At 61.2% G+C, this 22321-nt stretch carries 17 protein-coding genes, 2 tRNA genes, 1 pseudogene and 1 riboswitch; of the genes and pseudogenes, 9 read left to right on the top strand and 11 right to left on the bottom strand.

What is annotated here, in order from left to right:
• Positions 1-206: 206 nt before the first annotated feature.
• Both NE547_RS12865 and NE547_RS12860 read right to left on the bottom strand, forming a co-directional pair.
• Positions 207-2732 (bottom strand): cation-translocating P-type ATPase, encoded by a 2526-nt coding sequence (locus NE547_RS12865; protein WP_256176110.1) that lies wholly within the window; start codon positions 2730-2732, stop codon positions 207-209.
• 123 nt (positions 2733-2855) lie between these two features.
• Positions 2856-2953, bottom strand: a riboswitch (NiCo riboswitch).
• Positions 2954-3242: 289 nt separating this feature from the next.
• Positions 3243-3331: transfer RNA gene (locus tag NE547_RS12860), tRNA-Ser, on the bottom strand.
• A 372-nt stretch (positions 3332-3703) separates the two neighbouring features.
• On the opposite strand from NE547_RS12860, the gene NE547_RS12855 reads away from it, so the two are divergent.
• From NE547_RS12855 to NE547_RS12840, 4 genes are all read left to right on the top strand, one after another.
• Positions 3704-4273 carry a xanthine phosphoribosyltransferase gene (locus tag NE547_RS12855; RefSeq protein WP_186907191.1) on the top strand — a complete coding sequence of 190 codons (570 nt, stop codon included), beginning with the start codon at positions 3704-3706 and terminating at the stop codon, positions 4271-4273.
• 12 nt (positions 4274-4285) lie between these two features.
• The gene (locus NE547_RS12850) at positions 4286-4687 is read left to right on the top strand and encodes a PaaI family thioesterase (protein WP_186907012.1); all 402 of its coding nucleotides are present in this window, start codon (positions 4286-4288) and stop codon (positions 4685-4687) included.
• Between the two features lie 298 nt (positions 4688-4985).
• Complete coding sequence (locus NE547_RS12845) at positions 4986-6437, top strand: extracellular solute-binding protein (protein WP_186907013.1); 1452 nt, start codon at positions 4986-4988, stop codon at positions 6435-6437.
• Between the two features lie 34 nt (positions 6438-6471).
• Positions 6472-9477: a bifunctional diguanylate cyclase/phosphodiesterase gene (locus NE547_RS12840; RefSeq protein WP_256176109.1), complete on the top strand. Its 3006-nt coding sequence runs from the start codon at positions 6472-6474 to the stop codon at positions 9475-9477.
• A 116-nt stretch (positions 9478-9593) separates the two neighbouring features.
• Here NE547_RS12840 and NE547_RS12835 read toward each other — a convergent pair whose 3' ends face one another.
• The 6 genes from NE547_RS12835 to NE547_RS12810 form a co-directional block, all read right to left on the bottom strand.
• Positions 9594-11927, bottom strand: coding sequence for a carbohydrate-binding domain-containing protein (locus tag NE547_RS12835; protein ID WP_256176108.1), 2334 nt, complete (start codon positions 11925-11927; stop codon positions 9594-9596).
• Positions 11928-12046: 119 nt separating this feature from the next.
• Entirely contained in the window at positions 12047-13963 is a 1917-nt protein-coding gene (locus NE547_RS12830) for a S41 family peptidase (protein ID WP_256176107.1), read from the bottom strand.
• Between the two features lie 196 nt (positions 13964-14159).
• Positions 14160-15758, bottom strand: coding sequence for a hypothetical protein (locus NE547_RS12825; protein ID WP_186907017.1), 1599 nt, complete (start codon positions 15756-15758; stop codon positions 14160-14162).
• The gene (locus tag NE547_RS12820; protein WP_186907018.1) at positions 15755-16474 is read right to left on the bottom strand and encodes an ABC transporter ATP-binding protein; all 720 of its coding nucleotides are present in this window, start codon (positions 16472-16474) and stop codon (positions 15755-15757) included. The genes NE547_RS12825 and NE547_RS12820 overlap by 4 nt, the downstream gene beginning before the upstream one ends.
• A gap of 6 nt (positions 16475-16480) precedes the next feature.
• Positions 16481-16801, bottom strand: a complete 321-nt coding sequence (locus NE547_RS12815) for a YbjQ family protein (RefSeq protein ID WP_256176106.1) — start codon at positions 16799-16801, stop codon at positions 16481-16483.
• Positions 16782-17432 carry a MerR family transcriptional regulator gene (locus NE547_RS12810; protein WP_256176105.1) on the bottom strand — a complete coding sequence of 217 codons (651 nt, stop codon included), beginning with the start codon at positions 17430-17432 and terminating at the stop codon, positions 16782-16784. The genes NE547_RS12815 and NE547_RS12810 overlap by 20 nt, the downstream gene beginning before the upstream one ends.
• A gap of 261 nt (positions 17433-17693) precedes the next feature.
• Here NE547_RS12810 and NE547_RS12805 point away from each other — a divergent pair.
• Positions 17694-17779 (top strand) — tRNA-Leu (locus NE547_RS12805).
• Between the two features lie 198 nt (positions 17780-17977).
• On the opposite strand, the gene NE547_RS12800 is transcribed toward NE547_RS12805, so the two are convergent.
• The gene (locus NE547_RS12800; RefSeq protein WP_186907021.1) at positions 17978-18172 is read right to left on the bottom strand and encodes a hypothetical protein; all 195 of its coding nucleotides are present in this window, start codon (positions 18170-18172) and stop codon (positions 17978-17980) included.
• Between the two features lie 398 nt (positions 18173-18570).
• Between NE547_RS12800 and NE547_RS12795 the strand changes: the two genes are divergently transcribed.
• The 4 genes and pseudogenes from NE547_RS12795 to NE547_RS12780 all read left to right on the top strand — a co-directional run bounded on the left by NE547_RS12795 (position 18571) and on the right by NE547_RS12780 (position 20373).
• Positions 18571-19137: a DUF3991 domain-containing protein gene (locus NE547_RS12795; RefSeq protein WP_256176104.1), complete on the top strand. Its 567-nt coding sequence runs from the start codon at positions 18571-18573 to the stop codon at positions 19135-19137.
• Positions 19138-19236 (top strand): annotated as a pseudogene (locus NE547_RS18660) (hypothetical protein); the annotation flags it as partial.
• A gap of 91 nt (positions 19237-19327) precedes the next feature.
• Complete coding sequence (locus NE547_RS12785; RefSeq protein ID WP_243204704.1) at positions 19328-19831, top strand: polysaccharide biosynthesis C-terminal domain-containing protein; 504 nt, start codon at positions 19328-19330, stop codon at positions 19829-19831.
• On the top strand, positions 19744-20373 hold the full coding sequence (locus NE547_RS12780; RefSeq protein WP_256176103.1) for an MATE family efflux transporter: 630 nt from the start codon (positions 19744-19746) through the stop codon (positions 20371-20373). Before NE547_RS12785 ends, NE547_RS12780 begins: the two co-directional genes overlap by 88 nt.
• Here NE547_RS12780 and NE547_RS12775 read toward each other — a convergent pair.
• Together NE547_RS12775 and NE547_RS12770 are read right to left on the bottom strand one after the other, a co-directional pair.
• On the bottom strand, positions 20352-21563 hold the full coding sequence (locus NE547_RS12775; protein WP_186907022.1) for an ROK family transcriptional regulator: 1212 nt from the start codon (positions 21561-21563) through the stop codon (positions 20352-20354). The two genes, NE547_RS12780 and NE547_RS12775, sit on opposite strands and share 22 nt — an antisense overlap.
• Before the next feature lie 78 nt (positions 21564-21641).
• Entirely contained in the window at positions 21642-22244 is a 603-nt protein-coding gene (locus NE547_RS12770) for a YesL family protein (protein ID WP_186907023.1), read from the bottom strand.
• Between the last annotated feature and the right edge of the window lie 77 nt (positions 22245-22321).

Here is a 22321-nt window from a genome sequence, read left to right as displayed (position 1 = left end):
CGGACAGGGCTCGATTCTTGCAGAAAAGTCGCCCTGTCCGTCATGAGAGGTGTCATTTCCGACGCGCATGTCGCCGGAAATGACGGAGTTTCCTTTCCTTCCGTCGTCTGCGGACGACTCAACTCTGCGAGGCTCTTCTCCAGGAGGGTTTTTCAACAGCCTGCGGGACCACCCGTAAAACGGGTGGTCCCGACCTGTTCGTCCCATCAACTTTTGAGTTTTCGTTTTTTTGCAAGCTTCACAAGCTCATACCACAGCACCGACGCGGCGGCAAGGCCAACCGCTGTGAACAGCTGTGTGACGGTGAGGGGGGCAAACTTCAGATAGGCTGAGACCGGCGTGTACAAAATCACGGCCAGCAGCGCAATTGTGCCCAGGTTGACCGCCCACATCACGCGGTCTTTGATGAGCCGCTGGGCAGAGCGGTACGCAAAGTCGTGGTTGGAGCTGTTGACCTGCACCAAAAACAGGTTTGCCAGCATGATGATGGAAAGACCCATGGCGCGGGCCGCCGGCGCGTTGACGGGATCGCCGGAGAGCGTCAAAAAGTAAGCGCCAAAGGATGCGGCAAACACAAAAATACCTTGCAGCACGCTCTTGCCCAGCAGTCTGCCGGTCAGCAGCTGTTCCTTCGGGTCACGGGGCGCACGATCCATAATATCCTCTTCCGCGGGCTGGCGCTCCAGTACAATGGAGCAGGTCGGGTCGATAAGCACCTCCAGCAGCACCACATGCAGCGGCAGAAGCAGCAGCGCGGCGGGCGCAATACCCAGAAACGGCGCCAGCAAGGATGCAAATGCAATGGGGATATGGATGGTGAATACATAGCCCACCGCCTTGCGGATGTTGTCGTAGATGCGCCGCCCGTCACGGACTGTCTCCACAATGGTGGTGAAGTTGTCGTCCATCAGAATCAGGTCGGCGGCCTCGCGGGAAACCTCGCTGCCGCGCTTGCCCATGGCAATACCGATGTCGGCGTATTTCAGTGCCGGCGCGTCATTCACACCGTCGCCGGTCATGGCCACGATCGCGCCGTTTTCCTGAAAGGCCTTGACGATGCGCATCTTGTGTTCGGGAATGACCCGGGAGAAGATGGAGACGGTCTTGACCGCTTCCCGCAGTTCCGCATCAGACATGCGCTCCAGCGCCTCGCCGGTAATGATATTCTCGCTGCCGGGAATTCCAATTTTTTTGGCAATGGCGGAAGCGGTCATCCCATTATCCCCGGTGATCATAACCACGCGGATGCCCGCGCGGCTGCAGACGGCAATATCGGCCTTGACGCTTGCGCGGGGAGGATCGGCAAGCCCCACCAGCCCCAGCAGCGTCAAGCGGCAGTCGGTGATGGAAGCGGGGATGGCGGATTCGTTTTCCGGATGGGCGCTCGCAATGGCGATGACCCGCAGTCCCTGCGCGGAAAGCGTTCTGATCTCTGCTTCCGCGGCATTCCGTTGCGCGTCCGTCAGTTCGCAGATCATCAGGATACGCTCCGGACTGCCCTTGGCGGCAATGACCAGCTCGCCGTCCCTGCGCCAGACGTGTCCCATCATTTTCAGTTCATTGGTAAAGGCGTATTCCCGTACAAGCGCATTGGCAAACAAGCGCTCCTTGGAAATGCCATGCGCTTGACAACAGCGGAGCATGGCCTTTTCCATGGGGTCGTAAGCGTCGGTTTCGCAGCCGAGCCCCATCGTCTCGATAAGCGCCTGCTCGGTACCAGTTGCCACCCAAGTTTCCTGTACGGTCATTTGGTTCATGGTGATGGTACCGGTCTTATCTACGCAGAGCACAGAAACAGCACCCAGCGTCTCCACGCTGGGCAGCTTGCGCACCAGCGAGTTTTTCTTGGCCAGCCGCCACGCCCCCATGGAGAGAAATACCGTAAGAATGACCGGAAACTCTTCCGGAATCATGGCCATGGCAAGCGTCACACCGGAAAGAATGCTTTCAATCAGACGATCGGCAAACGGATGGTCGGGAATATTGAACCATGTGAATACGGCCACCAGGGCAAACAGCGCACCTGCTATGATGGCGCAGGTTTTCACCAGCTTGCCGGTTTGTTTTTGCAGCGGCGTATCCTCCTGCGGCGCGGCGGCGACGCCAAGCCCGATTTTTCCGTATTCGGTCTGCGCACCGATTTGATCCACCTGAACCGTGGCGGTGCCCTGTGTGACGAGGGTGCCGGCATAGCAGCAATCACGGCGCCAGTAATCCTTTGCGGCTTCGGTGCTTTCCGTAGGGATTTTCCAGACCCCCTCTGCTTCGCCGGTAAGGGAGGATTCATCCACACACAGATCGGCACAGCGCAGCACTACGCCGTCCGCCGGAATCTTGACGCCCTCGCAGATCATCATCAGATCGCCCGGCACCAGATCGGCACTTGCGATCTGCTGTTCTTTGCCGTCCCGCATGACGGTGATGTGCGGTGCGGACAAATCCTTCAGCGCATGGAGTGTCTTGTCGGTTTTCCACTCCTGAATCACATCAATGCTGATGATGCCTGCCACAAAAATAAGCATAATCGCACCGTCTCTCGGCTCTCCGAGAATGAAATAAATAATTGCAGCGGCAATGAGCAGCAAAAACATAGGCTCACAGATAATGTGGAATACTTTTTTGAGAAAGCGTTCCTTCTTCTGCGGCGACAGTTCGTTTTTGCCGTATTTGTCCTGCAATCGCTTTGCTTCGGCAGAGGTTAGCCCTGCCTGATTCGGTTGGGTGGCTGTCATAAAAGAATCCTCCGTTTCCCGTTGCCGTCTGGCATTACGGTGTCATGATTTCTCCTATGGCACTCCATTTGAGGTCGGCTGTTCCATAGATGGGTATAAAAACAGCACACCCATGGAACATACAACTGTCCCACAGATGTGCATAAGCTGCAATCTGCTGCCGCCGGCAAAGCGGCCCGGCCCCACGCCCTTACGGGCATCGCCTGCTCAGTTTGTACTGGTGATCTCGCATTCTGGCAGAGCCGGAATGTAATGCAGTGCAAAGAGATTACTATCTATTATATGAGAGAGATTACGGATTGTCAACGAAAGATATCGGGGCGTTCGCAGGGAGAAAAGTAACGCTTCCCCCCTGCCGATTGTACCAGCAGGCGCCGGGCGCGGCGGCACACACTTTTCTCACATATAGCGAATAACGGCTTTTCTGAACGAGAAGGCCCGACGCCCCAGAGCAGGGCGCCGCGTCAAGATAGAGAAAGCCCCCGAAAACGTAGTGTTTTCAGGGGCTTGTGGCGGAGCGGGTGGGATTCGAACCCACGGACGGTTGCCCGTCAACTGATTTCGAGTCAGTCCCGTTATGACCACTTCGATACCGCTCCATATCAAATTATGAACATGCCATGGAAGAAACCGTGAGCGGGATGGTTGGCGCTTTACCGGAGCTTTGCTCGTTATAACGCCCGAAGCCCTCGTGCAGCAAGGCTTGCCGGTCCAAGTCAGAGGCGATCCCGCATAGTCTGCAAGCCGGTCCCGGCACCCGATAAAAGCTGCAGAAGAAATGCGCGGCGGCGGGAGGGCGTTTGGACGAAGGCTTTGGGGCCGCTTCGGGCTTTGAATAGAATACCGTATTTTTGGGGGCTTGTCAATATTGCAAGGCGGGGTAAAATAAGATATAATCTTAAATCGACCGGGAAAGCAACTACATCCGCAGGAACGGCGCAGCGATTTGGCTGGAACAGAAAGGAATGGCAATGGAAGAATTAAAACGGCGCATTCTCAGTGACGCGGTGGTGGGCGAAAGTGACATTATTCATGTGGACATGTTCCTGAATCACTGCATGGACATGGAATTAATGGAGAAGATGGGGAACGAACTGGCGCACCGCTTTAAGGGGGAGCGAATCACTAAGGTCCTCACGGCGGAGAGTTCCGGAATCGCTTTGGCCTGTTTTGTGGCGCGGGCGCTGGATGTACCGGCGGTCTATGCTAAAAAATTTCAGACCGGCTATATCGACCCGGAGGTCTATTCCGCGGAGACGCATTCGTTTTCACTGGAGAAGTCTTACACCTTGCGGGTATCAAAAAAATATTTGGATAAAGATGATGTGGTGCTGCTGGTAGACGATATCCTGTCTAACGGCCAAGCCATTCTAAGCCTGCTGGAGCTGGTAGCGAAAGCCGGGGGCGAGGCGGCGGGAGTGGGCGTGGCCATCGAGAAGTCCATGCGCGAAGGAGGAAAGGTGCTGCGCCGCATGGGACTGAGAGTGGAAGCGCTGGCTACGGTTCTCCGAATCGAGGGCGGAAACATTATTTTGGCATAAGGGGCAAACGCTATGACGCAGGAGATGCTGGACAAGATCAACCAGGCCAATGCTTTTATGCACCATAACCATATCCGGGTTGTGCGTCAGGAGCGGGATCAGGCCGCTGTCTCATTGGAATTGTGTCCTGACAGCCTGAATCCCTTTGGGATGCTCCATGGGGGCGCCTATTTTACGATGGCGGACTGCGCCGGCGGTGCGGCGGCCAGAAGCGACGGGCGGCGGTATGTGACCCTGGAGGGCTCCATCCACTTTATCCGTGCGGCAAACGAGGGTACCGTCACGGCCCAGGCCCGGGTCCGGTACCGCGGCGGCACCACCTGTCTGGTGGAGATCGACATTAAAGATGAGACGGAACGGCTTCTGGCGACCGGAAACTTCACGTTTTTCTGCGTTGGAACACTGGAGACATAGGACACAGACGCCCTGGCTGCGGCCGGGGCGTCTGTCCATTCAGGGACAGACGCGCAGGTGCATGGCCAGGGGACGGCCGCCATATGCGGCCGGCTGCTCCGCTTCGGCGCGGGGAGCGCAGCGCGGGGGAAAGAGCGTGTTGGAGCGAAACAAATCGAGCGGTTCCGGCGCTGGCCGCGGCGCGCTCCGCCCGCTCCCGCTTTTGTCGGCGCACAGGGGGACGTCAGGCTTGCAAAAGCGAGAAAAGAATGATAGACTGAAACGAATCGCCAATCGCCCGAAAAGAGGGAAACGTGACATGAAGCGTAAGGCAAAGGCAAGAGCCCTGATTCTGGCGGCAGTGCTGGGCAGCGCGGTACTGCTGGGCGGCTGTGCCCGGCAGACGGGCGCCGCAGATCCGGTAGCCATCACCGTGTGGCATTATTATAACGGCGCGCAGCAGGTGGTCTTCAGCCGCCTGGTGAACGAATTCAACGAGACGGTGGGCGCGCAGCAGGGGATCGTAGTGGAACCGCACAGCTATGGTACCATCGGTGATTTGACCCAACAGGTGAAGGACGCCATTTATGACAAGGTGGGGGCGGAGCCGCTGCCCGACCTTTTTGCCGCCTATGCCGACACCGCCTATGAGATCGACCGGTTGGGCATGCTGGCCGATTTGGGGGAATATCTTACCACGGAGGAGCAGCAGGCCTACATCGCCGCCTATCTGGATGAGGGACGTTTTGACACGGGCGGCTTTAAAATTTTCCCGGTGGCCAAGTCCACCGAGCTGCTCAGCGTGAACAAGACGGAGTGGGACGCTTTTTCAGCGGCCACCGGCGCTTCGGAAGCCGACCTGGCCACCTGGGAGGGCATTGCCTCGCTGGCGGAACGTTATTATGATTGGACGGATGCCCGGACCCCGGATCTGTCCGGCGACGGGAAGGCCTTTTTCGGCCGGGACGCCTTTGCCAACTACATCTTGATCGGCAGTATGCAGCTGGGAGTGGAGCTGTTCTCCGTGGAGGATGGCCGGATCACCCTTCAGGTGGATCACGACGTGATGCGCCGTCTGTGGGACAATTACTATGTTCCCTATGTAAAAGGCTACTACGCCTCCTATGGCAAGTTCCGCAGCGATGATTTGCGTACCGGGGATATTGCCGCTTATGTGGGCTCTACCAGCGGAGCGACCTATTTCCCCGGCGAAGTCACTCGGGCCGACGGAAGCACCTACGCCATTGAGGGGGCGGTATACCCTCTGCCCAATTTTGCGGGGACCCAGCCCATGGCCGTGCAGCAGGGCGCGGGCATGGTGGTGGTCAAGTCGACCGAGGAGCGGGAGCGGGCGGCCGTGACCTTTCTCAAGTGGCTGACTGCGCCGGAGCAGAACATCGCATTCGCGCTTGCCTCCGGCTATCTGCCGGTGACCCGCGCGGCCAACGATGTGGAAACGCTGCTCCAGGCGGCACAGGATGCGGAAGTGGAGATGACGCCTGTGCTCCGGGGTACGCTGGAGATCGGCGTAGAGATGTCCGAAAACTACGAATTCTATACCAGCCGGGCCTTCGCGCAGGGATACGAGGCCCGTCAGGTGGTGGAAAATTCCATGTCCGGCCGGGCAAAGACGGATCGGGCGGCCGTGGAAGAGGCCATGGCACAGGGCGTGGACCGGGACACGGCGCTGGCTCCGTTCCTGGAGGACGCCTGCTTTGAAGGCTGGCTGGCGGAATTCAACCGGGCGCTGGCTCAGGCGGCGCTTTCCTGAGCAGCGGCGGAGAGGAACAAGGAGGTGGAGCCGTTTGCGGAAAAGAAAAAGGCAGGGGCGGGCGGCCGTCCGCAGCGGCTCCATCCGAAGACGGCTGCTGCTGATGCTGATGGTGCTGCTCCTGCTGCAGACGGCAGTCTACCTGCTGGTGTTTTTCAAAGGCGGGGTGCAGGGAGAGGCGAGAAAAAACGCCTTTTCCATCTTTCGGGAGCAGACCGCCAACCGCGCCCTGGATCTGGGCAACGATATGGTGGAGCGCTGGTCCAACACCCGGGAGGGGGAGAACGACGTCTATGCCGCCGTGGGGGAACTTCTGGACGAGTATGGATTGACGGCGGAAGCGCTGCTGAAGGACAGCGTCCTTTGCCGGCAGCTGGTAGCCGATACGGCGGAGCATGTCATCGCTATGCTCCGCCGCAACGGCGTCACGGGGGCTTTCCTGGTATTGGACAACACGGAGGAGGAGGGCGGACGCCCCGGGTTTTATGTGCGGGATTACGACCCGGCCAGCTATGCCGCGGGCAACGCGGATCTGCTTCTGGAACGGGGACTGCCTTCGGTGGCACGGGAGAACGGCGTGGCGCTGGACAGCTATTGGAGCGCTTTTTTTGACCTGGATGATGCGCCTGCGCCGGAAAACCAATATTTTTTTGCACCGCTGCAGGCGGCTGCCGCAGTGGAGCCGGAGAACCGCAGCAGGGAATACTTTTACCACTGGAGCGGCCGGTTCCGGCTGAGCGAACTGGACCGGGACGTGATCGCTTATTCCGTCCCGCTGATCTGGGAAGACGGGACCCTTCTGGGCGTGCTGGGCGTCGACGTGAGCTGCGACTACGTGGCCGGACAGCTGCGGTATCAGGAGCTGGGAGACGGCACGGCGGGGGCGTACTTCCTGGGGATCAGCCGGGATGGCGGAACGACCTATACCACGGTATGCACCAGCGGCGCCAATTTCATCGCATGGTTCGGTCAGGCGCCGTCCATCGCCCCGCAGCAGACCGACCAGGAGGGGGTGGTGTGCTTTCGGCAGGGGACGCGCACCCTGTACGGCGTGGTCCAGCCGCTGAAGCTTTACAACGTCAATACGCCCTTCGAAAAGGAACAGTGGGCGCTGGTCGGCCTGCAGAACGGAGCGCATTTGCTGGCCAGCACGCAGCGCATCCAGCGGTTGATCCTGGTCAGCGCCCTGGTGTGCCTGGCCCTGGGGGTATGCCTGATGCTGCTGGCGGCCCGCTATCTGACCAAGCCGCTGACCAACCTGGTCTCGGCGCTGGAGAAGAGCGACCCGGATAAGCCCATCCGGCTGCCGCGGCTGGGAATGTCGGAAATCGACGCCCTTACCGGCGCAATCGAAAACCTGTCCAATTCGGCCACAGAGTCGGCCTCCCGCACCTCCAAGATCCTTGCCATGATCCACATCCCCATCGGCGTTTTCAAGTATCAGAAGGACGGCCAGAGCGTTTTCTGCAGCCGCAGCCTGTGCGAGCTGATGGGCTGGCCGGTGCCGGAGGAGGACACCTATCTGACCTCGGCGGAATTTCGGGGCCGGATGGAGCACCTGCGGGCCTATCAATACAGCGGGGAGCCGGCCATCTACCGCCTGCCCGGCGAAGGCAGCGGGAACCGCTGGGTGCAGCTGACCTGGCGGGAGGAGGGAGACACGATCCTTGGCGCCTTTGAGGATGTGACCCGGGACGTGGAGGAGAAGCGGAGGATCGAGTACGAGCGGGATTTCGACATCCTGACCGACCTCTATAACCGCCGGGCGTTCGACCAGCAGCTGCGCAAGCTTTTTTCTCCTGCGCGGCGGGGCCGGCTGCAGGTGGCCGCGCTGCTGATGCTGGATCTGGATAATCTGAAATACGTCAATGATACCTATGGACACGACTATGGGGATCGCTACATCCAGGCATTCGCCAAGTGTCTGGAGTCCTTCTATTGCTGCCGCAGCGTGGTGGGCCGCCGTTCGGGAGACGAGTTCAACGTGTTCCTGTACGGCTACGAGAATCAGGAGGCGGTTCGTGCCTGCCTGAAACGATTCTGGGACGAGGTGGGCGAGGCCAGCCTGGTGTTGTCCACGGGGGATCGGATGCGGGTACGGGCGTCCGGCGGGCTTGCCTGGTACCCGCGGGACGCCGGGAATTATGAGGAACTGCTGCGTATGGCGGATTTTGCCATGTACTCCATCAAGCACACGGTCAAAGGCCGGATTCAGGAATTTGACCGGGAGGATTACGAGCGCAATTCCATCCTGATCCAGGGCCAGGACGCGCTGAACCGCATGATCGACGGCAGACTGGTGCGCTATGCTCTGCAGCCCATCGTTTCCGTAGCGGACGGGGGTGTGTATGGCTATGAGATGCTTATGCGCCCCCAGCTGGAGCAGCTGAAGGACCTTCGTTCCCTGTTTTTGCTGGCGAAGGCGGAGTCCAAGCTGCTGCAGATCGAGGAGTTGACCTGGGCTGAGACGCTGGCCGCTTTCGACCGGCTGGATCGGACCGGGATGATCGCGCCCGGGCAAAGAGTATTCATCAACTCCGTGGCCAGCCAATGCCTTACCGACGAGGATCTGGCGGCCCTGGAGCAGCGCTACGGCCGCCTGCTCTCCCGGGTGGTCATCGAGATCACGGAGGGGGAGGCGTCCGTGGGGAACATCACCAGCCGGAAAAAGCACCGGGCGCAGCTGTGGAACGCCCAGCTGGCGCTGGACGACTACGGTACCGGCTTCAACAGCGAGGCGGTGCTGATGGAGTATGCCCCCGACCTGGTCAAGGTAGACGTGTCCATTATTCGGGGCATCGACGCAGACCCGGACCGGCGGGATCTGCTCAACAGCCTGATCGGCTATGCCGGCACGCGGAATATCCAGGTGCTGGCGGAGGGCGTGGAGACCGCGGCGGAGCTGGAGACGGTCATTGCCTGCGGTGTGGATTACATCCAGGGCTATTACATTGCCCGGCCGGACTTCGAAGTCCGGCCGATCCCGGCCAGAGTACAGCAGGAGATCTTAACGCTCTACCGCAAATATACCTTTGGCTGACGCGGGCCGGCACGCCCGAAGAGGGATGCGCCGTCCCGGCATCAGGAAGGCGGGACCGGAACAGAGAGAACCGGCCGCGGATCTTTATGATCCGCGGCCGGTTTGCTGCAGTTCTGTCATTCGGCTTGGGAGAAGGCCAGCAGCATCTGGGCCAGCTGGGCCCGGGTGAGGGGCTGGGCAGAAGCGTTGGAGGCGTCATAGGAGAGATTGGCCAAAGCGGCGCAGCGGGTGAGCATCTGCTCCATCTGAGTCCCGGTAACGGCTTCGTCCGGGAGGAAGCGGCCCTGGCCATCCCCTTCCACGATGCCGTTCGTGACGGCCCAGCCCACATAACCGCTGTACCAGGAGCCGGAGGAGACGTCGGAACAGGCGTCGCTCTCCGCCTGCACGGCGCCGGCCATGCGTGCCAGCACCGTAATGGCCTGGGCGCGGGTCACGGCGGCGTCGGGGGAGAAGCGGTTCCCGCCGGTGCCCTCCATCAGGCCGCTGTCATAGACGAATTTGACCGCCTCATACGCATCGCTGCTCTGCGGCACATCCCGGAAGGGCGGCGCGCCCACAGTGAACTGCCACTGACTGGCGCCCACATACTGCTGCGTGCCGCTGCGTACGGCCACGGTGAGCTGATAGACGCCGTCCTCGGTGGGCAGGATAGCGGCAATGGCCTGCGCACCGTCGGAGAGCAGGCAGGATTCCGCGTAATTTTCGCTGGGAACGTCGGTGATGGTGAGCTGGATCTGGCTGTCGTCCAGATCTTCCACACTGGCCTGGATGTCGGCGAGGGCCACGCTCTGGCCGGAGGCGATGCTGGACATGCCCGCGCCGCCGTTGACGGTGAAGCTGACCCGGGTCTTGCCGGAGGCGTCGGAATCACAGACCCCGGAGAAACTCTTGACGGCCTCGGTCAGAATAAACTCGGTGGAGCCGGAGCCGCCGGCCTGGCCCTGCTGTGCGCCCATACCGCCGCCAAAGCCCTGGCCCTGAGGGCGCTCCATGTCCTGGCCGCCCTCAGGCGGGGTCCCGGCCCCGCCGTTTTCCGGGCGCTGCCCCATCTGAGACGGGTCGAAGTCCTCGGGCAGCGCGGGGGGCTGGCCCTCCGCGCCGGGCTGGAAGTTCTCCGGTGGTTCAAAGCCGTCGGGAAGGGGCCCCGCTCCGGGCCGCTGGCCTGCCCCGAAGCCGCCCATCATGCCCGATTGGTTGCCGCTGTAGCATTGGAGCACGCCGTCCACAGAGACGGAATAGACGGTATTCAGCGCCAGCGTGGGCGCAGTCAGGGTAATGGACTGGCACGTTTTCCGGGTGACGGCGCTCCAGAGCGTGCTGCCCTCGGCGTCGGTGAGCGTGACCTGGCTGCCCGCCGGGAGCGTGGAGGCAAAGGAGAGCTCCAGATAGGGCTGCGCCGAGTCGCTGTCCGCCGCGTCGTTGCGGGTGCCGAACGCGTACAGCGTGCCGCCGTTGATGGTAATGGCGCCATCGGCGTCGATGCCGCCGTCCGGAGAGGTCTCGTTGGCCATGGTCCAGATGGCGCCGCCGTTGATGGTGAGATATCCGTTGGAGTCAATGCCGTCGCCTTCAGACCCCAGCCCGGCGTTGACGGTCAGGCTGCCGCCGTTGATGGTGGTCACGGATACGCCGTCCTCGTTGGTGTTGATGCCGTCGTCCTGACTTTCGATGCAGATGGTGCCGCCGTTGATGGTCAGGTGCAGTTCGGAGTCCAGACCCTCGTTGTCGGCCACGATGTTGAGCACGCCGGTATCGTCGCCGTTGTCGCCGCTGAGGTTCATGCTCATGCGGGAATAAAAGGCCCCGTCGTACTTGTGCAGCTTCTTGGTCGTGCCCTCCTTGTAGATACGGGCCACGTGAGAGCCGGTGATGTTGTTCTCGCTGCCCGCAGCGAGGATCACGTTGGCACCGGCCGCGGAGGTGTCCGCCACGCCGGAGGCGGCGTAATCCTCTGCGCCGCCCGCATCGTAGGCCACCCAGTCCGTATCGCACTCATAGACCTGGTAGAAGAAAACGGCCGGAGCCACGGTGCAGGTGAGATCGACGTTGTCCAAAATCAGGGTGACCACCGCGCCGGGATCGGTTTTGGCCCCGTCGCCCAGGTCCACGAAGATCTGTCCCCTGGACAGCGTTCCGGTGATGCGGTAGGTGCCCGGCCGGGTGATGGTGACCCGGGTGTGGGCGCCGGCCTCCTCAGCGGAGTGCATCTCCTCTGCGGAGCCCTCGCCGTAGGTACTGTCGGTGCCGTCCGCATAATAGATGATATCCGCCCCGGTATAGACTGCGTCGGCGGGATCGGCGGAGGCAGGCGTTCCATCCACCTTGACGCCGCTGTCGGAGAGCGTGATGAGCACCTCGCCGCTGCTGGCGGAGGCCGCGCAGGCGGTCACGCCGGAACTGAGCAGCAGGGCTGCGGTCAAAAGAAGCGAAAACAGCTTTTTACCCATAAAAAATCACATCCCAACCTTTTGTAGTAAGCGAAGTATAGCACGGAAACCTGAAATCAGTCTGAAGACGAGCCGCAGCCCGGCGAAAAATCGCCGGGCTGCGGAAAAAGGCAGGAGGCCTAGACCGGGAGAACGCCGATGTAGGAGAGCAGGGAACAGGTGAGGTAGGCGGCCTCATCCCGGGTAGTAGCCTCGCCGGGGGCGATGGCATAGAGGCTGTCCCACAGCAGGGTGCCCGTTTTGCCGCTCGCATCGGTCTGACTCATGGCCAGCAGCCACGCGCCCTCCCGGGACCAGTCGGCGTAAGGGGCCAGGGCTTCATAGAGCGCCAGGGTGTCCGGGACCTGACGGGCGGAGCTGTCCAGATACATGTTCAGCCGCCGGCCCAGGCGGCCCATGATGGCGATGAACTGTTCGTGGGTCACAAGGTCGTCGGGGCGGAACAAGCCGCCGCCCACACCGTTGACCAGGCTCATTTCCGCCAGGGCGTTGACGGCAGGGCCATACCACGCGTCCATCGCTACGTCGGAGAAGTGGCTTTCGCCGGAAGGCACGTCGCAGTGGAGCGCCTGAGCCAGCAGGGCACAGAGCTGGGCCCGGGTCAGGGTGTCGAAGGGGCGGAAGAACCCGTCGCCGGAGCCCTGCACCACGCCGTAGGCAGCCAAGGCGTCGATCTGGGCGGCAAAGCGGGATTGGGCCGTATCCGAAAAGCCGCGGCGCTGATACGCCTCCAGGCCGCACCGGGCGGCCAGGTCCGCGGGAGAGATGGTGTTCCAATCGGCTCCGCTGCCCTGAAAGACCCGCACGGCGGAGGGCAGGGCCTCCAGCAGAGCGCGAAAGGCGGCGCGGTAGTCCTCAGAGAGGGCCTGCTCCAGGTCCACATACCAGCTGCGGCCGAAGTCGATGCGCAGCATACCGCGGTTGTCCCCCTCCGGCGCGGGGGAGGACAGGAGCCGGGCAACTGCGGCGGCATGGCCCGGCGCGACCAGCAGATGCGGGATCACCCCGATCATGTCGGTAGTGCTGCCGCCGGGGGAGAAGAAGCGGAAAGCGGTGATCTTGATGGCGTCCCCCTCGGCAAAGAGCAGGGGATAGGAGGTTTGGTCGAATACGTTCTGCCCCACGCCCTTGCCGAAGGTGCGTTCCCCGATGATCAGGCCCGCCCCGGTATCCCGCACCCCCGCGGCGAACAGCTCGGAGGCGCTGGCAGTCTCGCTGTCGGTCAGAAGGATGACGGGGGAATCGGTGCGGGCCGCCTCCTCCGCACCGTAGCCCTGGTAACGGCCGCCGCTGTCCCGCAGCCAGGCCAGCACACCCGCGCCGGTAAAGCAGGCGGTGGACTGGATGGCGGCGTTGACTTCGCCGCCGCCGTTGCCGCGCAGGTCCACCACCCACACGTCGGCCTGCGCTCCATAGGCGTCGATGGCCTGGGTAAAGTGCGCCAGCGTTTCGCCTCCGAAGGTATCGCAGTCGATGTAGCCGATGTGGCCGTCCCAAAGCTCGCTGACGGTGGCGGGCAGTACGATGGCCCGCCGCTGTACGGTGAGCGTATACTCCGTTCCGCCGCGGAGGTAGGTCAGAGCGACCTGGGTGCCCGTCTCCCCCTGCAGCCAGGAGGAGAGCAGTTCGGGGCTCTCTCCCGCGCCGGGGCGCCGGCCTTCCACGGCTACGATCACATCCCCGGCCATCAGTCCGGCCTCCTCCGCCGGGGTATCCGCATATACCCGCTGGAGGGAAAGGCCCTCCGCAGTGAGACGGTAGGCCACGCCGATGCCCACAAGGGCTTGATCGCTCATGGAGCCGGTAAACTGCCGGTATTCCTCCGGCGTGAAGTAGTAGGTATAGGGGTCGCCCAGCGCGCCCAGGATCTCCTCCAGTGTGGGCAGATATAAAATTTCTTCCGGAATGGGGTCGATGTAATAGGTGCCCAACAGCATCCGGGCCTGGTCCAGGTCCAGGGCCTGGGCGGCGGGAGGGAGGAGCAGAGACAGGGCCAGCGGAACGGCCAGCAGGCTGGCGCGGTGTGTTCGGTTCATAGAGGGGCCTCCTCAAAGGACAAAATATTATGTCACCTGATTGTACGACAAATCGGGAGCGGACGCAAGGCCCGTTCCCGATTTGTTTCCATTTGTCATTTTTGGATGCCGGAGCAGGGGCAAGGCCGGGCGTCCGCTGGCCCCCAAAGCCCGCGTCAGCCCTCTCGGAAAAGCGGCTTTGCCGCTGTTTCGACGATCACAGCGCCTGAAAGCGCGCGGCCCCCGCTCGGAGCAGATGACGCTCCATCAGAGCGGCGCACACCAGCAGCGCAGCGGTGCATACCAGCAGGAGCAGGGACTCGCCCACCAGGCCGCCCAGAGCGATCTGCAGCAAAAGCCCCGCCAGAGAGACGGCCATGGGGACCAGAACGCCGATGAGCGAGGCGGCGGACTGCTTGACCACCGCCGCGTCGCTGAGTGCATCCAGCTTGGGGAAGCAGAGGTTGACATAAAGTCCGAATGGGGCGGTAAAGAGCGCGAAGGCGATCCCGGAGAGCGCCACCAGCAGTCCGTCCAGCCAGGACAGGCCCAGCGCCAGGGAGAGCAGCGCGGTACCCGTCAGCAGGCAGGGGAGGGTGAGCAGCAGCTGGAAACCGGCCTTAATCCGAAACAGCGTGGCGGTGCCCACAGGAGCCTCTTTCAGGATCCACAGCCGGTTTCCCTCCAGGCTGATGGAGGAGGCGGTCACCGCCGCAGTGGAGAGCACGAACCATATCCCCGCCGCCAGCAGGCCGGTCAGGGGGAGCGTCAGACCCCCGGCCTCCACCTGCGCCAGCAGCGCATCCAGCCGGGCGCGCTGGAACAGCGCCGCCACGCCTGCCACCGGCAGCAGGAGCAGGCCGAAGCCGGCGTTGAACAGGTAGACGGGGGTGCCGAAAAAGCGCAGCGCCTCCCGCTTCAGCAAGGCGCGCCGCGGTCCGGCGGAGGACAGACGCTCCAGCCGGTAGTCCGAGCGTACCGAGCGGGCCGAGAGCCGGGTGACGATCTGCTTGTACCGCATGGCAAACAGACGTACCACCAGCAGAAAGGGAAGCAGGCACAGGGCAAAGAAGCCCAGCAAAGCCAACGCGTCCCCGCTGCAGAGGCCCCGCTCCATCAGCAGCAGGGGCAGCGCCCAGCCCGACAGGGCGGTGCGGATGCTCCCGGCCGCCTGCCCCATCTGGGTCAGGATGCGGTTGAAGCGGAACAGTCCCCAGAAGAGCAGGAGGAAAAAGAGCAGATAAAACAGATTGGACCAGAGCGCCCGCCGGGCCGTTTTACCGGAGAGCACGGCCAGCACGTATCCGGCCGTCAGGGAAATGAGGGTAGGCAGCAAGGCCAGAAACAGGGCCGAGAGGATCAGCAGCAGGAAGAAGACCACGCCGCCCCCGCCTCCGTGCCACAGATAGGCCGCCCCGGCGGGCAGCAGCATAAAAAATACCGAGACCAGATTCTCCAGATAGAGCGCCAGCGTACGGGAGAGCATCAGCGTAAAGGCGGATACGGGCAGAGCCAGCATCAAGTCGTTGTCCCGGGTCCCGAAGACCACGCCTTGTGCGGCGAAGAGGGAGAAGAGCACCCCCATGACCACCGCCAGCAGGGACATGATGGGCAGCAGCAGCGAGAGCTGCCCCACCTGGGCCAGCTGAGCGGCAAAGAGAAAGCTGTATACGCCGGAGAGATAGAGGGACAGGCCGGCCAGCAGAAGCAGGGCGCCGGCGCCCGTCGCATGACGGCCGGATTTTCGCCCGCCGAACCGGAAGGTGGTGAGCATGGCCCGAAAGTTGAGGGAGAGAAGCGAGCGGAATTTCCTCATGGCTGGCTCGCTCCCTCCAGTTCCAAAAAGACCTCCTCCAGTGTGGAGTCGCCCACCAACTCCGCAGTGGCCCCCTGGCGCACCAGGCGGCCGTCCTTGATGATGGCGATCCGGTGGCAGAGCTTTTCAGCCACCTCCAGCACGTGGGTGGAAAAGAACACGGCGCCGCCTGCCGCGCACAGCTCCGCCAGATAGCCCTTGAGCAGGTGGGAGGCGGCGGGGTCCAGGCCCACGAAGGGTTCGTCCAGGATCAGCAGACGGGGCTTCCGCATCAGGGCGGAGATGAGAGCGAGCTTCTGCTTCATGCCGTGGGAATACCCGCCCACCGCGCTGCCCAGGCTGCCGGTGAGCTGGAAGGCGTCGGCGTACTTGGCGATGCGCTCCTGACGCACTCCGCCGGGGAGCTCATACAGGTCGGCGATAAAGTTCAGGTATTGGATCCCGGTGAGAAAGTCGTACAGGTCCGGATTGTCCGGCAGGAAAGCGGTCACCGCCTTGGCGGCGATGCTCTGGCGGCGGATATCGTGGCCGTCGATGACGATGGTCCCCTCGGTAAAGTCCATCACCCCGGCGACCGCACGCAGAGTGGTGGTCTTGCCCGCTCCGTTGTGGCCGATAAAGCCAAAGATTTCACCGGGTGCAACGTTCAGGCTCAGGTCATCCACCGCCCGCTTTCCGCCGGGATAGGTCTTGGAAAAATGTTCGATCTTCAGCATATGGATCTATGCCTCGCCCACGATCTTCACTGCGGTACCGTAGGCGGTCACCTCCGCCGCCCCCTGCATCACCGAGGCGGAGGCGTAGCGCACGTTGATGACGGCGTCTGCACCCAGCGCCTGGGCCTCATCCACCATGCGCTTGGTGGCGATCTGCCGGGCCTCCACCAGCATCTGGGTGTAACTCTCGATCTCGCCGCCTACCAGGGTCTTCATGCCGGCCATAAAATCCTTGCCGAAGTTCTTGGACTGGACCACACTGCCCTTGACGATGGTCAGGGCCTCGATTTTTTTCCCGGGGATGGAATCAATATTGAGAAGCAGCATCCTCTTCTCCTCCTTGTATTTGTTTGATGCGCTGGATCAGGGCCAGCACCACGCCGACAATGACCACCATCGGCGCGGCAATCAGAAAGATCAGCAGGCCCAGGGGCGGCCGGTCTACAGGGTCCACGGTGCAGGCCCATACGAGAAAGGCGATGGTCAGCCCCATCAGGCCCACGAAGACCAGTGCCGCGATCACTGGGCCCAGGTAGCGGGCCATGGTATCTTTTTTTCGGATATTCACAAATCTGGTTCCCTCCTGTTCCATACGTTCCATGCGCCCCAGCCAGTCGTCTGCCTCCAGACCGGGCAGCTGCGCGCCCGCATCCGCAAGCTCCTGACACAGGCGCTGCATCGTGGCCAGGTTTTGCTGCTGGCGTTCCAGCTGGATCATATGCCGCCGCAGGCCGTCGGTCAGCGTGAGAGCGCCCTGCTGCATCCGGCGGATCTCCTCCAAGGGCACGTCCAGCTTGCGCAGCAGCTTGATCTGACGCAGCACGGTCACGTCGGCCTCCCCGTAATCCCGATAGCCGTTTTCCTTATTGCGGCCGGGGGAGAGAAGCCCCTCTTTTTCATAGAAGCGGATGTTGCGTTTGGTCACTCCGACCAGTTGTTCCACCTCGTTGATTTTCATCGTTTCACCTCCCACTGGTCTAAGATATACCCTCCACCGGATGGAAGGTCAAGCAAAACTTTTCGGCATTCGTAGTATACACCCGGAGGGACCGGAGTTCCACCTCATATTCTGCGCGCGGAAGGCGCCGGATAAAGCGCGCAGGAAGCCGCGGATGCTTGAACAGGGGAGCCCGCTGCGGGAAAAATACGGTTGACAAACCAGTGCGGTACCGCTATAATAGTCAAGTAGCTTTTCCGGCAAGGCTTTCTTCTGATGTATGCGGATGTGCTGGAACTGGTAGACTGGCTAGCTTGAGGTGCTAGTGTCCCATGGACGTACGGGTTCGAGTCCCGTCATCCGCACCAAAATGTGTTGATGAAAGATGCAACACCGAAAACGTCGCACGAAAGTGCGACGTTTTTATATATTTTCCGTTGCTTTTTCACTTGAAAAGTTGCAAAAAAACGAGTTTTTCAAAACCCTGGTTTTGTCCCGCGAGAGGCGTCATTTTTGAGATGCACCCAGCCGTTTTCACGGTCTGGTGTGATTCGGACACACCGGCCTCAAAAAAAAGAAGAAAAATCTGCAGCCGTGCTTCTCTCTTCTCTTACAGAGCGGAGAAACGGCGGTTTTCTTTTTCCGTTCGGTGACTGACGCATAATTTGGATAGACATCCGCAACCTAACATCTGTCACCGCAAGGAGAATTTCTATCCCGATATAGACTTTTCCCGCCAAGGCATAGAGTGCCGGTTTCATTTTATGATCACCAGCAGCAGAGCAGAGATCCCCACACGGCCCCTGTCGCGGCCCGTGTGGCGCATTCTGAGGGCATAACAGACACGGACGCGCCACCCAGATGGACGAGGCCGTGTAAGCCCCGCAAGCGCCACATAAGAAAATACTGGCTGGGAAAAAGCCGCCCAGGGCATCCGAACACCTCGGATGCCCCTGGGCGGCTTTTTGCGTTTCATGAGAAAGGAGGTAGACATCATGTCAAGCAAAATCAGAAATCGCTTTACAGACGCTGAAATGCAAATTGCCAGAGGAACAGATCTGTCGGAGCTGTTGAGTCATCTGGGCTATCAGGTACTGCGGATCGGCAGATACCACACCATAGCCGAGATGGATAGCCTGCGAATCAAGGACCGGCGCACATGGGCCGGTACTCCTGGAATATCGGCGGAGACGCCATCACCTTCCTGCAGCAGTTTTACGGCAAATCCTTTCCAGAAGCCGTGGAGTACCTGTTGGCCTTCCATGGCAGAGCAAGAGATTCCTCCACCAATGCCATATCACCCATCAAGCGGGACGAGTCCTCCAAGCCCTTTGGCCTACCGCCCCGGAACGAGGATGACCGCAGGGTGTTTGCCTACCTGCGCAAGCGTGGTATCGCCCCGCAGGTGATCCGCCAGTTTTGGAACGCTGGCCTTCTGTATGAGGACGCCGTTCACCATAACTGCGTGTTCGTAGGTAAAGGCAGCGCAGGACAGGTAAAATACGCCGGTCTGCGTGGGGCCTATGACCAGGATGGAAAAGGCTTTCGCGGAGATGTGACCGGTAGCGATATGAACACCGGGTTCTCCATTTCGCACGATCCCAGGCCGGATCGGGTGTTCGTGTTCGAGGCCCCTATCGGCCGTGTGAGTTATCTTACGCTTCATCGGGACACGGCCGACGCGGTGGCACTTTGCAGCCGTTACGATGGTGCGCTGGGAGTCTAGCTGCGAGATCATCTGCAGATCCAAAACATTGTCCGGTGTCTGGATACAGATGCACCGGGGCGGGAGGTTGCCTGCCGTCTCAAGGAAACCTACACAGCAATGGGCCATGCCGTGACGGTGGAGGAACCCCGCAGCGGCAAGGATTGGAACGAGTACCTGCAAAAAAGAAAATCACCTGAAAGGGGAAGACATGCGCCTTTGTGCGATCGGGACGGTCTTCGTGCAGCTCATCCTCGGCCCGAATGCCTTCATCACAGGGCGGGGTTTTGCCAAAATGGGCATGACGACCGTCCTGATCGGGGCGGTGGCCAACATCGTCCTCGACCCGATCTTTCTCTTTGCCTTGAAACTGGGCGTGCAGGGCGCGGTGCTTGCGACGGTGCTCTCCCAAGGCCTTTCCTGTGCGTGGGTGATTGCCTTCCTCTGCGGAAGAAAAACAGTCCTGCGTCTGAGCGGAAGCAATCTCCTGAAGGGACTGAGTCTGCTGCCGCCATGCATTGCACTGGGTATGTCCTCCTTTGTTATGCAGTCGAGCGAGAGCATTATCACGGTGTGCTTCAGCTCCTCGCTGCTGCGCTATGGCGGGGGACGATTCTGCCGAGCGTCATGCAGTTTGCCCTGCTGCGCACGGACTTGGGGGGCGCACAGCCTATCGCCAGCTACAACTTCGGCGCGGGGAACGCCGGGCGCGTAAAAAAGAGTTTTCGGCTCCTGCTCACGGCGAGTATGATCGATTCGGTTGTGCTCTGGGCCGGTGTAATCGCGTTCCCGCGACTGTTTGCCCAGATCTTCTCCAGCGACAGCACCCGGATCGACTTTACCGCCCATGACCTGAGGCTCTGCTGCGGCGCACGGTTCATTTTTGGCGCGCAGACGGCCTGTCAGATGCCGTTCATCTCCACGGGGAACGCGCTCAGTTCCATCATTGTGGCCGTGCTGCGCAAGTTTCTCCTGCTGATCCCGCTGATCGATCTGATGCCGCACCTGATGGGCGATCAGACCACTGCCGTCTATCTGGCCGAGCTGGTTGCTGACGGACTTGCGGTGATCTTCACGGTGACGCTGTTCCGCTATCAATTCCGCAAATCCCTGAGAAGCATGGAACACCAGATCGGAGGAATACCCGAAAAGAGAACTCCCGCCGGTCCGGACCGGACAGCGGGAGTTCAGCTTGTCCCAAAGGGCTGCGCCCCTTTTTACAGAGCGCTTCGGCGTCATTCCTCCTTCTGCAGGTAGAAAACGTCGATCTTTTCCAGAATCTTATCGATCGCCACAGTGGCGGCGCCGTAGAGGATGAGGTCCTCCACACTGGAATAGCGGATGATGAGGTCTTTGTAGACTTCAGGCAGAAGCCGTTCTTTGGCGGCCTCCTTGATGGCATACATCATCACTTCACCGCCGCCGGACATGATGTCGGAGATGACGATCTCTTTGGGATCGTAGATGTTCACGATGTTCGCGATGCCGTAGCCTAGGTAACGGCCGACCCGCTTCACGGCGGACAGCGCGAAGGAATCTCCCTGGCGCATATGGTGGAAGACGGTATCCGCAGTGACCTTTTTTTCGGAATTCAGCGTGCTCTCCGGATGCTTGGGCAGCTCCGCCAGCACGTCCTTGACGAAGGCCAGCGCCGAGCAGTACATCTCAAGGCAGCCGCAGTTTCCGCATACGCAGCGCGCGCCCATGACGTTGATGGACATGTGGCCGACCTCGCCGAAGATCCCGCGGTAGCCGCTGATGATCTTCCCGTCGATCACGACGCCGGAACCGATGCCTTCACTGGCCAGCAGATGGACCAGAACGTCGTCGCTTCCGATATTGGCGCTGCAGTTCCATTCGCCGAGCGCTCCGGCGTTGGCGTCATGCTCCACGAAGACCGGCTGCTCGAAGGCGTCGCTCAGCTTTTTGTAGATGTCGATCTTTTCCCAGCCGACGAACTCCGTCATCACGGCGATGCGTCCCTCGCGGCGCAGGTAGGGACCGGGGACGGCCACGCCGATCGCGCAGCAGCTGCCGTATTTGTCGATCAGGCGCCTGGCGTCGGCGACAAGGCTCTGCAGCACGGCGGAGGCGCCTGTGGACGGTTCCAGCTTCTGATAGGTCTTGTCCAGAAGCTGGTTTTTGATGTTGAAGATGCCCACGCTGTAAGAGCGGCGGGCGATCTTGATGCCGACCACGTTGAAGTTCTCCGCGTTGAGCCGGATGCCGATGGAACGGCGGCCCAGATTGCCCTTCAGTGTGCCGGTCTCGGAAACGACGCCGGAGGAAAGCAGATCGTTGATGATATTGGTGATCGTAGCCTGCTTCAGGCCCGTCATGCGGGAAAGGTCCGCCCGCGTCAGGACGTCCTCCTTGGACAGAATGCGGAGGACGGAGACGCGGTTGCTCTCCTGAATATCAAAGCTGTTTTTTCCGATTTTTCCCACGGCACACACTCACTTCCCTGTTTGCGACCATTGTAACACAGGATCGCCGGATCTGCAACATCCGGCGGCGGGAAACGCTCATCCGGCAATGCATTGCCGGATGCCGCCCTCGGCAAAGCTCATGCAGATCAGCGCGCAGAGCGAAAAATGCGTGAACAGGACCAGCGGCAGCAGAAACGGACTTGTGAGCAGGAGCAGCAGGGTGCATGCGCCCACCAGCAGCAGCGCCGCGATATTCTGCCAGGTGCGGGCCAGGAGAAGAATGAGCGCGTTGCGGAATACCGCGCGCAGCGGAAGCTCCAGCTGTGCGGCAAGGGGAACGGCGTACATGCTGAAGGCAAAAACGACGTAGAGCCACAAAAGCAGGGCGGCGAGCAGCGGGAGCCGGCCCCGGCCGGAAGCGGCGGCCATGCAGGCGTTCCAGCCCAGGAAGAAGAGCGCAAGGCCGACAGGCGCGATGCAGCCCGGCAGCATGGAGCGGAGGAACCGGGTTCTGACGTCACGGAAAAAGTCCCGGAAGATGTGGACGTCCTGTGCGCGCTGCATGCGGAGCACCGCGCTGCAAAGCGCCGCCAGCGAGGCCGGGATGGTCACGACCGGGATGCAGCCGAGAAGGAAGGCGAGATTCAGCAGGATGAGATCGACCCAGTAATTCCGGACGACCTGAGAGAAGGTTTTCATGTTGTGTTCTCCGTCGTGTCGTTTTTCTTCAGTATAGCATAAAAGGGCGGGAATTGGCATCCCCGCCCTTCCGAAAT

This window comes from Flavonifractor sp. DFI.6.63 (assembly GCF_024462255.1).
Lineage (GTDB): Bacteria > Bacillota > Clostridia > Oscillospirales > Oscillospiraceae > Lawsonibacter_A > Lawsonibacter_A hominis.
The sequence above is the reverse complement of the archived record's forward strand: the minus strand, read 5'-3'. Positions and strand labels throughout refer to the sequence as shown.